The organism is Candidatus Zixiibacteriota bacterium, from assembly GCA_026397505.1.
Taxonomy (GTDB): domain Bacteria; phylum Zixibacteria; class MSB-5A5; order GN15; family PGXB01; genus JAPLUR01.
In genome coordinates, this window is record JAPLUR010000100.1 from 1 (window position 1) to 9,042 (window position 9,042).

General features: G+C 50.2%; 9 protein-coding genes. 3 read left to right on the forward strand and 6 right to left on the reverse strand.

Annotated elements, in window-relative coordinates:
* The coding region (gene hybB / locus NT002_10225; protein ID MCX6829639.1) for a Ni/Fe-hydrogenase cytochrome b subunit at positions 1–1,171 on the forward strand (1,171 nt) is incomplete at its 5' end.
* 1 nt (position 1,172) lies between these two features.
* Positions 1,173–2,315 carry a cytochrome c3 family protein gene (locus NT002_10230; protein MCX6829640.1) on the forward strand — a complete coding sequence of 381 codons (1,143 nt, stop codon included), beginning with the start codon at positions 1,173–1,175 and terminating at the stop codon, positions 2,313–2,315.
* A 422-nt stretch (positions 2,316–2,737) separates the two neighbouring features.
* On the opposite strand, the gene NT002_10235 is transcribed toward NT002_10230, so the two are convergent.
* The 3 genes from NT002_10235 to NT002_10245 form a co-directional block, all read right to left on the reverse strand.
* Positions 2,738–3,259, reverse strand: coding sequence for a hypothetical protein (locus tag NT002_10235; GenBank protein ID MCX6829641.1), 522 nt, complete (start codon positions 3,257–3,259; stop codon positions 2,738–2,740).
* Positions 3,260–3,474: 215 nt separating this feature from the next.
* The gene (locus NT002_10240; GenBank protein MCX6829642.1) at positions 3,475–5,625 is read right to left on the reverse strand and encodes a sigma 54-interacting transcriptional regulator; all 2,151 of its coding nucleotides are present in this window, start codon (positions 5,623–5,625) and stop codon (positions 3,475–3,477) included.
* Positions 5,626–5,630: 5 nt separating this feature from the next.
* Positions 5,631–6,005 (reverse strand): hypothetical protein, encoded by a 375-nt coding sequence (locus NT002_10245; protein MCX6829643.1) that lies wholly within the window; start codon positions 6,003–6,005, stop codon positions 5,631–5,633.
* Positions 6,006–6,566: 561 nt separating this feature from the next.
* On the opposite strand from NT002_10245, the gene NT002_10250 reads away from it, so the two are divergent.
* A complete protein-coding gene (locus NT002_10250) occupies positions 6,567–7,262 on the forward strand; it encodes a pirin family protein (protein ID MCX6829644.1) in 696 nt (231 codons plus the stop codon).
* A gap of 119 nt (positions 7,263–7,381) precedes the next feature.
* On the opposite strand, the gene raiA is transcribed toward NT002_10250, so the two are convergent.
* The 3 genes from raiA to NT002_10265 all read right to left on the reverse strand — a co-directional run.
* Positions 7,382–7,741, reverse strand: coding sequence for a ribosome-associated translation inhibitor RaiA (gene raiA, locus NT002_10255; protein ID MCX6829645.1), 360 nt, complete (start codon positions 7,739–7,741; stop codon positions 7,382–7,384).
* 26 nt (positions 7,742–7,767) lie between these two features.
* A complete protein-coding gene (glpX, locus tag NT002_10260; protein ID MCX6829646.1) occupies positions 7,768–8,724 on the reverse strand; it encodes a class II fructose-bisphosphatase in 957 nt (318 codons plus the stop codon).
* A 78-nt stretch (positions 8,725–8,802) separates the two neighbouring features.
* Positions 8,803–9,042: RNA polymerase sigma-54 factor (locus NT002_10265; protein ID MCX6829647.1), on the reverse strand; the 240-nt coding region annotated here is incomplete at its 5' end.

The window sequence follows — 9,042 nt, forward strand, 5'->3', positions numbered from 1 at the left end:
CTACGCCTATCGTCTTCTATTCGGACTGGGCTCGGCCACCAATCTTACCGATCAATATCCCTGGGGTCTCTGGATCGCGGTTGATGTCGCCTCGGGTGTCGCTTTAGCGGCCGGCGGATTCACAACCGCGGCTCTGGTCGAAATTTTCCATAAAGAGAAATATCACGTGGTGGTGCGGCCGGCGCTTCTGACCGCCATGCTGGGGTATACTTTTGTAGTTATCGGACTTCTGGCCGACCTCGGTCGCTATTACAATGTCTGGCACCCGATGCTTCCCTCGATGTGGCAGGGGAATTCGGTTCTATTTGAGGTCGGTATTTGCGTGATGATTTATTTGACCGTCCTCTATATCGAATTTGTGCCGATTGCGGTGGAACGGATCAAAGGGAGGGTGAAGCTCCCCGGGGTGCCGGCGGTTTTCAACCGCCTGGGGGAAACGGCTCTATCTCTGGCTGACAAAACTCTGGGTCGATTTATATTCCTTTTTATCATTGCCGGAGTCGTTCTTTCCTGCCTGCATCAATCATCACTGGGAACCCTTATGGTTATCGCCCCAACCAAGATGCATCCCCTCTGGTACACGCCGATTTCGCCGCTTCTGTTTCTTCTTTCAGCCATAGCGGTCGGTTTCCCGATGGTGATATTTGAATCGATTCTGGCTTCCCGCTCGTTCGGGTTGAAGCCGGAGAAACGGATTCTTTCCTCGCTGGCCCGTTATACGCCCATTCTGCTGGGTGTTTATCTGGTGGCCAAGGTGGTCGACCTGACCATAAGAGAGGCCTGGCCATATCTTCTGGAGGGTTCGTTTCGATCGCTGATGTATATTATCGAGATCTCCCTGGGGGTGATTTTACCGATTATCCTTCTATCGATAAAAAAAGTTCGGGAATCGGTGCGGGGGCTGTTTGTTTCGGCTACACTGGTGATTCTGGGAGTTGCCTTCAATCGGATAAATGTATTTCTGGTCGCATATCAGCCGCCGTATGCGGAGAAGTCTTATTTCCCCTCGCCTTATGAAGTTCTGGTGACCATCGGCCTGATCAGCGCTCTGGTTCTGGTTTATCGATTGGTCGTGATGAATTTTCCGGTTATATCGACGCCGATCAGCGAGGCGATCAGACAGGAGATTCGCAGTGATGATTTGCAGACCAGTTTAGGCAGGGTGAAGTAATATGTTCAAGCGCAAATTAATTCTACTCCAGTTTATCTCACTTATGGTTGTTTTCGGGCTATTCCAATTTTCCTCTGCCGATGTTCCCTCGATAAGGGAAATGTCGAAGATGGATTGCAAAACCTGTCATTCGTGTGACAATCCAACCATAAAAAATAAATGTCTGAAGGCCTGTCCCAGCCTTCCGTTGTCTCATGCGGCCAACGATCATAAGCTTTCCGAGGCGCCCGATTCGATGCTTCTGGATGACCTGGCCGACCTCTATCAACCGGTTCATTTCAATCATAAGCGGCATGCCCGAATGGCCGAGATGGGGGGGGAATGCAGCACCTGTCATCACTATAGTCCCACCGATAAGATACAGCCGTGCAAGGATTGTCACGGCGGCCAGGCCAACCCGAACAACCTTCGTCAGCCGGGCCTGAAAGGCGCCTATCACCGGCAGTGCCTTTCCTGCCACCGGGAATGGAGTCATGACACGAAGTGTGTCTTATGTCATATACCGACAGAGGGGAAAGCGATGGCATCCGGGGCGTCAGATACGACCGATATTATGGGGGCTGCCCACCCGATAATCACGGAACCGTCTAACAAGGTTTATCATACGCCTTTGACCAGCGGTCCGATTGTTACTTTCAAGCATAAAGAGCATATTGTCCTGTTCGGGCTCCGATGTGTTGACTGCCACAAGAAAGAGAACTGCAGTTACTGCCATGACCTGCAAAAGCCGGCGGCCCTGGTGAAGAGTGAACAGCAGATACACGGCATGTGCAACGATTGCCATCGTCAGGACAAATGCCAGAAGTGCCACGATAATCGTGAACGCCCGGCTTTCTCGCATGAAAGCACCGGTTGGGCGCTTAACAGATATCATAACCGGCTGGATTGCCAGGCCTGTCATCCGACGGGGAAGAAAATCGCCAGACTCAGCAACCAGTGCGAGGCCTGTCATGGCGGATGGAATCAGGATAATTTTGAGCATGCCGCGACCGGTCTGGAACTGGACGAGACACATCTGGCGATGGATTGCACCGATTGTCATGCCAATAGAAAATATAATGCCAAGCCGGACTGCTCGGGATGCCATGATGACGGCCGAACATACAAGGATATGCCGCCCGGAAAAGTAGTAAAAAAGATGTAGGCTTTTGTCGATTGGCAGCAGAGATTCATATCATTTCCCGACTTGAATAAGAAGAGACCCGATAAATTCCATACCGGGTCTCCATTTTTCGTCGTTCGTGCAGGCGCCAAAGAGTAGACTTTCGCAATCTTTAGAATAGCGGCGCTACTGAGAGGCACTTCTTGCATTTCGCGCACAGGGGCCCCTTTTGCCCGTTACTGCACTTCTGCAGACAGAGATTCTGAAATGCGATGACTTCGCTAGGAGTCTTGGGGCAGATAGTGTCCGGCGTCGCCTCCTGCGGATTCATGTTATCCCCCATTGTGATGTTTGTCACGTCAGCGGAACCGTAAACAGGAGCAACTGCCTGCGAATTCATGCTGATAAACATTGAGGCCGAAAAAGTCACCAGCACTGCGAGCGCCATCCAAACGTACTTTGACTTAATCATTTTCTTCACCTCCCTTAAAGGAATAGTGTTCGGTTAAGACATTCAGGTCTTCCGCGGTAAGACCTTTATTATCTTCTTCATAGATAATTTCGAAACTTTGCGGGTTCATGAATTTCCTGATGAAATGGAATCCTGGCGAGACAGCCCCGGTGTTTCGCTGTCTGATAAATATGAGCTCATAGAAAAAAGTGGAATCGGAGAGATTGAAGAAGACCGAGGCGCCGATCAGACGATCGTTATCCGGGGAATAGGGGCAAATCCGCTTGGATTGTGAATTTGTATCGATCAGATTGAGAAGTTCTGTGGCCGGATCAAACCATCCGAGGCTGGGGGCGAATCTGGGCAAAGAACCATGACTATATGCATTTCGGGCCAAAATGACTGTTTCTTTGACCGGTTCTTTAGATGCTCTCTGCGGGTCTGTCACACCGCAGGTCAAACTCCAGAGCACCAGGATTGCCGCCGGCACCAAGATGAACCGCTCTACCCCATTGAAAACGCCCTTCGTATTCATGACACACCTCCTGTCTTCTTGGTCTCTCTTCATCGTCAATCAACACACTCCGATGGGGTGTTAATCAACCGGTGTGCCTGCAGAAGTGGCGGCAGAATGAAATGACAAATGTGATGATATTGAAGGAGATAGATTGAATTAGAGTGAAAGCACTATAGAAGGGGATTCGATTGGGGTGCGTAACTTACGCGGATGGGGCTAATAAGGTGCGTAAGTTACGCAGCCGCCTTCGGTGAGAGACCGTACTTCATTATATGAGACCGCACCCACCCCTCGGACTTGCCGAGGATTCGGGCGGTCTTGCGGCGATTCCAGCCGGTCTCATTGAGGGTTTTAAGGAGGAGATCTTTTTCGGAGAGACGGTTATCGTTGATAAGCTCAAGCATTTTGGCTAAGTCACCGCTTGAAATCAGCAACAGTCGGTCAATTTCGCCCTTCAATTGCCGCACATTGCCCGGCCAATCACGCCGGGTCAGGACCTGACATAGCTGTTTGACGTCATCGGAATTGCAACTGTCGTAGAAATCCGGATTGCAGCGGGTGAGAAAATGCCGCACCAGCGCCGGGATATCGTCGGGGCGCTCGGCCAGAGAGGGAAGAGTAATCGGTATTTCATTCAAACGATGATACAGATCGGTGCGGAAGCGGCCATTGCGGAGGCTTTCGGTCAAGTCGTGGTTGGTGGAAGCTATGAACCGGACATTAATCGAGCGAGTACTGTTGCCGCCCAGAGGCCGAATATTTCTGGTTTCGAGAACCTCCAGAAGTTTGGCCTGAAAAGCCGCGCTGCTATCGGCAATTTCGTTGAGATAGAATGTCCCGCCGTCAGCATCCTCCAGCAGGCCGATCCGGTCATGATCGGCGCCGGTGAAAGCGCCGCGACAGTGCCCGAATAGCTCCGATTCGACCATGCTATCCGGAATGGCGGCGCAGTTGACTGTTACAAACTTGCCCTTTCGGCCGGAGCAAAAATGGATATACGTGGCCAATTGATCTTTGCCCGAGCCGGTGGGGCCGGTCAGAAGAATAGTCATGCCGGAACGGGCAACATTCTCGGCCAGTTCTCGAATCTTGCGGCTGAGCGGATGCCGGGCGATGAAGACCGGGCAATCGTGGCAGGAATGCTTCAACGCGAAAGGCGGAGGAGGCGCGGTGTCCAGCTGGGTAAGAATTTTCTCGATATAAGGTTGTATCTCTTCCGCCTCGAAGTATTCCTTGGCCAGATAAAGAAGCGCCAGCCGCTCGCCGTTTTCATATACTCCCGATATCGCCGCCAGATAGCGGGTCAGGGCCAATTCATACCGGGAGCCGATCATGGAAAGCAGGTCGATAGCTTTCTTGAACCACTGCCGGGCGGCCTCACCCTGCCGGTGGTGCTCGGCCACCTGTGCAAAGACCCGGTAGCAGGCAGCGATTTCAACCCGTTCCCCGATTTTCTCAGCCACCGCCAGGGCCTCTTCGGCATATTTCTGCGCCTGGTCGAACTGTTTGCGGCCGAGACAGCAATCCGCCAGAAGGCGTTTGATCTGTGAGATCAGGGATGATTCCGGAGCAATCTGAAGAGACAGGTCCAGCCCGGTCAGGAGCGTCTTTTCGGCCTGGTCGAATATGCCATCGAGAATCTGGATCCATCCGAAATATTCATAATAGAGGGCTTTTTCCCGCTTCAGTTCTGTTGATAGTAAATCTATCTCGGAAATTGTCGCCAGGGCTTCTTTTGTATCGCCCTGCAGGGCTTGAACAGCGGCACGAGCCAGGTAGAAATGGCAGCGATATGTCTGGTCCGATGGAGACAATTCCAGCTTAAGGCTTTCAAGAACCTGCAATGCCTTCTTAAAAGCACCTGATACAATATGAATCTGGGCCAGATTTCTCCTGCTTGCTTTTTCGTCGGCATCACTGCCGATTTTCTGGAAAAGTATGATGCATTTCTTACTATTCTCGGCGGCTTCTTCAAGATTCCCTGAAATGACATGTACATAGCATAGTCTATTCAAAACCTTTGCCATTCCTTGCTTGTCATCGGCTCTGAGAAAAGCAGCGTAGGCCTCAATAAGCGGTTCTATGGCATCCTGATATAATCCCCTGGCTATTTTTATCCTTGCTTTGACATAGGTTGCATCAGCATATAATCCGTTTGCCGCGGTGTTTTTCAGGATTTCTATGGCTTTATCTATCCACATTTCATTATAGTCGCCGAAGGACAAGTTAACGGCTGACAACAGGCGATAATAATGTCCCAAGGTAACAGCATCAAATTCATCAGTCCTTAGTTTATGAAGCTCCTCCAATGCCTGACCATAATTTCTGGTTTCAACCAGGTTATGGATTTTTTCTAGTGATGAATGTTCGTTCACTATTACCATGGCAATCACCATAAAGCGCTTATTAACCAAAAATAAGCATTTACCGCAAAACAGGTCGGATTGGCAGAATTTGTTATGTTTTCAACTCCATTTGAACCAGTACCTGGCGACTCAATGTCAGTCCAAGGGATTTCTCTCATTCCGTTGTGGGGAACAGGCCCAATAGTTATTGTCCCACCTGACTTTAATATCGTTGTATCACCGGCCGGCGATGTTGTTGGGCGGGGATAATCCGGTATGTCTGCCTCTGCCCCATAAATGGAACCCAAAACACTCTGGTTATTCGCCGACGTCTGGGATACCCTTGCTGCAATTGCTGACCCATCGACCCAGACAGTGACGCATAGGATTATCACTGCCATTATGATGACTCTTTTCATTTTAATCACCTCTACAATCTCTTCTGCGTCTCGCAAAGGGCGCAGGATTAGGTTACCAAAACCATAAGTGGTTTTGAGTTACTGTTTACTCAGAAAATCAGAGCTAAAACGCAAACGACGATGCAATAACTATTTCAATAGCTACGCTGTCAGTGATTCAATTAGAACTGGTATCATCCGCATCCTCCCTATCCAAATGGTTGGCCTACTTACCCAAGTATATTATACCGAATATAGGGGGATTTGTCAAGTAAAAAATGGGCTAAGAGACTCTTATTTTTAGTACAGTGCAGTAAGCAAAATGCGTACCGCACCCTAACGTACCATGTTCAGGTAACGGATACACAAAAGTTTAAGAGAATTTCGAATATCTTCCATAATGCGCTCGTTCTGTTGCGAGGCCGCTCAGATGCTGCAATATTGGAATTCAATAATATAGGTGGGAATATTTTTCCCGATTTTATACTTTCTCCTGCCGGGGACCAGCTTATCGAAAGAAATGCAAAAAAGGCATATATCTCCGTATCATTTGGAAAAGACCTAAGAACAGGAAATATACAATTGATACAAGTTATTCCGGCCGAAAAAAGGCATTATTCCGATATCGGATGGCTGAAGACCTACCGGCTATTCTCTTTTGCCGAATATTATGACCCGAATAATATCCAGTTTGGCGCCTTGCGGGTTTTTAATGACGATATAGTCGAGGCGGGGACCGGATTTCCCACCCATCCTCATCACGAAATGGAAATCATAACCATTGTTCTGGAGGGGGTAATCAGTCATCAGGACAGCATGGGGAATAAAACTGTGATAAAAGCCGGGGAGGTGCAAAGAATGTCGGCCGGCGCCGGCCTCACCCATTCCGAATTCAACCCGGCCGAAAAGCCGGTGCATTTCTATCAGATATGGATTTACCCTGATGTTCGTGGGACAATCCCGAGTTATGATCAAAAGAGTTTTGAGGGCATATCACGCATGAACCGGTTTATGCCGGTGGCCTCGGGGCAGGGGCTGCCGGGCACGGTGACATTCCAGACGGATGCAAGTGTTTATTTGGCCGCGCTGGAACCGGGAATCGAAATCAAGTTCAATCTGGCTCAATTGCGGAGAGGATTTCTATATCTCACAAAGGGGGAAATTTCCATTAATGGTCAGATTCTCCACGCCAAAGATCAGGCGCGCATCGTGACGGAGGGGGAATTGAGATTTCGGGCGGCCGAATTGTCGGAATTCGTTTTCATAGATGTGGCTTAGGGGGGCAGGATATGATAAAGAACCGGTGCCGGCTATTTACCGGTTCGATTTCTGTCTTTCGAATAAAAAGCCCTCCCGCGGAGCGGGAGGGCTTCAAGCTATCAATATAATCGTCAGCTTTAAACGTCGACCTCATCTTCGTTAGTCTGCGGTTTGGTGACTTTCTTGACCGTCGCATCGATCTTTTCGGGGCGTTTCTCTTTGAGTTTCCCTTTGTGTTTTTTGAGCTGGGATTTGACTTTGTCGACCGCCATTTCTATGGAGGCGTACATATCATTGGAGTCACCCTTGGCGGTGATGACGGCGTTGTAAACCCGGGCCTTAATTTCGACCGTCTGGCGGTATTTTTCGACGTCCAGAATAACCTCGGCGGAAATAATATTTTCAAAGTATTTAGTGAGCCCCATCACCTCTTTTTCAATGCTCTGTTTCAGCTGCGGAGTCAGGTCAAAATGCCTCGCGGTAATTTCGATGTTCATCGCTGTTAACTCCTTTCATGTTATTGTTAATAGACCGGTGCATCCTTGTAATGATGTTCGGTCCGAATAAATCTTCTGGTTCCGGATTTCTGCCGGAGCACCAGCGATTGCGAGACGGCGCCATGAGGATGAAAGATTACTCCTTTTAAAAGGTCTCCATCGGTGACTCCGGTTGCGGCAAACATAATGCCGTTTCCGGAGGCGAGTTCATCCACGGTAAAGATTTTATTGATATCCATGACCCCCATCTGTTTGGCTCGTTCTACCTCCTCAACATTGCGCGGCACTAGGCGTCCCTGCATCGCTCCGCCGATGCAGCGCAAGGCCGCCGCCGCCAGAACCCCCTCAGGAGCACCGCCGATACCCAGCAGAAGGTCGACCCCGCTATCTGGAAGCGCCGCGGCAATGGCCGAAGAAACGTCACCATCGGGAATCAAATGAATTCGGGCGCCAGTCTTGCGCACCCGCGCAATGAGATCGCTATGGCGTTCCCTTTCAAGAATAACTACGGTGAGATTGGAAATTTTGTATCCCAGGCACTCGGCCACGCGGCCGATATTTTCCTCGGGCGAGAGGCTGAGGTCAATGGCCTCGGCTGCTTTGGGACCGGCGGCGATTTTTTCCATATAGGTGTCGGGGGCATGGAGAAGTTGTCCTTTGGGGGCAATAGCGATGACAGCCAGGGCGTTGGGGCGGCCATAGGCGACTGAATTGGTGCATTCCAGCGGATCCACCGCAATATCTACCTCGGGTTCGGCTCCGCAGCCGACCTCTTCACCGATATAAAGCATGGGAGCTTCATCCCGCTCCCCTTCGCCTATGACAACTTTTCCTTTGAAATAGATGCTGTCGAGCGACCGGCGCATCGCCGTAACGGCGGCCCGGTCCGCATCCATCTGGGAGCCGCGCCCGACCCACTGAGCGCTGGCCAGAGCGGCCGCCTCGGTTACGCGGACAATTTCGAGAGCGAGATTGCGATCCATTGAATTTGATTCTTCCTATAAATCATCGGTTCCTATTCTCGGTACCAGACGGAGCGCTGGGGGGAGACAGTCATCGCCTCAGACCATTCTCTTCCGGAATCGAGCCGGGAGGATTTTCAACTCTTCCCGATACTTGGTTACCGTCCGGCGAGCCAGCATTATTTTTTCTTCATGAAGCTTTTGATAGATTTCCTGGTCCGAGAGCGGTTTTTCCGGGTCTTCCCCATGGATAATCTCTTCAATTCGCTGCTTGACATGTCGCTTGGAAAATTCGCCGCCATCCTCATTGGCAATACCGGAATTGAAGAAATATTTTAT

What these genes read in the sequence shown, in the direction of transcription:
- NT002_10230 (MCX6829640.1), top strand. Translation starts at nt 1,173, where the DNA reads ATGTTCAAGCGCAAATTAATTCTACTCCAGTTTATCTCACTTATGGTT.
- NT002_10235 (MCX6829641.1), bottom strand. Translation starts at nt 3,259, where the DNA reads ATGAATACGAAGGGCGTTTTCAATGGGGTAGAGCGGTTCATCTTGGTG.
- NT002_10240 (MCX6829642.1), bottom strand. Translation starts at nt 5,625, where the DNA reads ATGGTAATAGTGAACGAACATTCATCACTAGAAAAAATCCATAACCTG.
- NT002_10245 (MCX6829643.1), bottom strand. Translation starts at nt 6,005, where the DNA reads ATGAAAAGAGTCATCATAATGGCAGTGATAATCCTATGCGTCACTGTC.
- raiA (MCX6829645.1), bottom strand. Translation starts at nt 7,741, where the DNA reads ATGAACATCGAAATTACCGCGAGGCATTTTGACCTGACTCCGCAGCTG.
- glpX (MCX6829646.1), bottom strand. Translation starts at nt 8,724, where the DNA reads ATGGATCGCAATCTCGCTCTCGAAATTGTCCGCGTAACCGAGGCGGCC.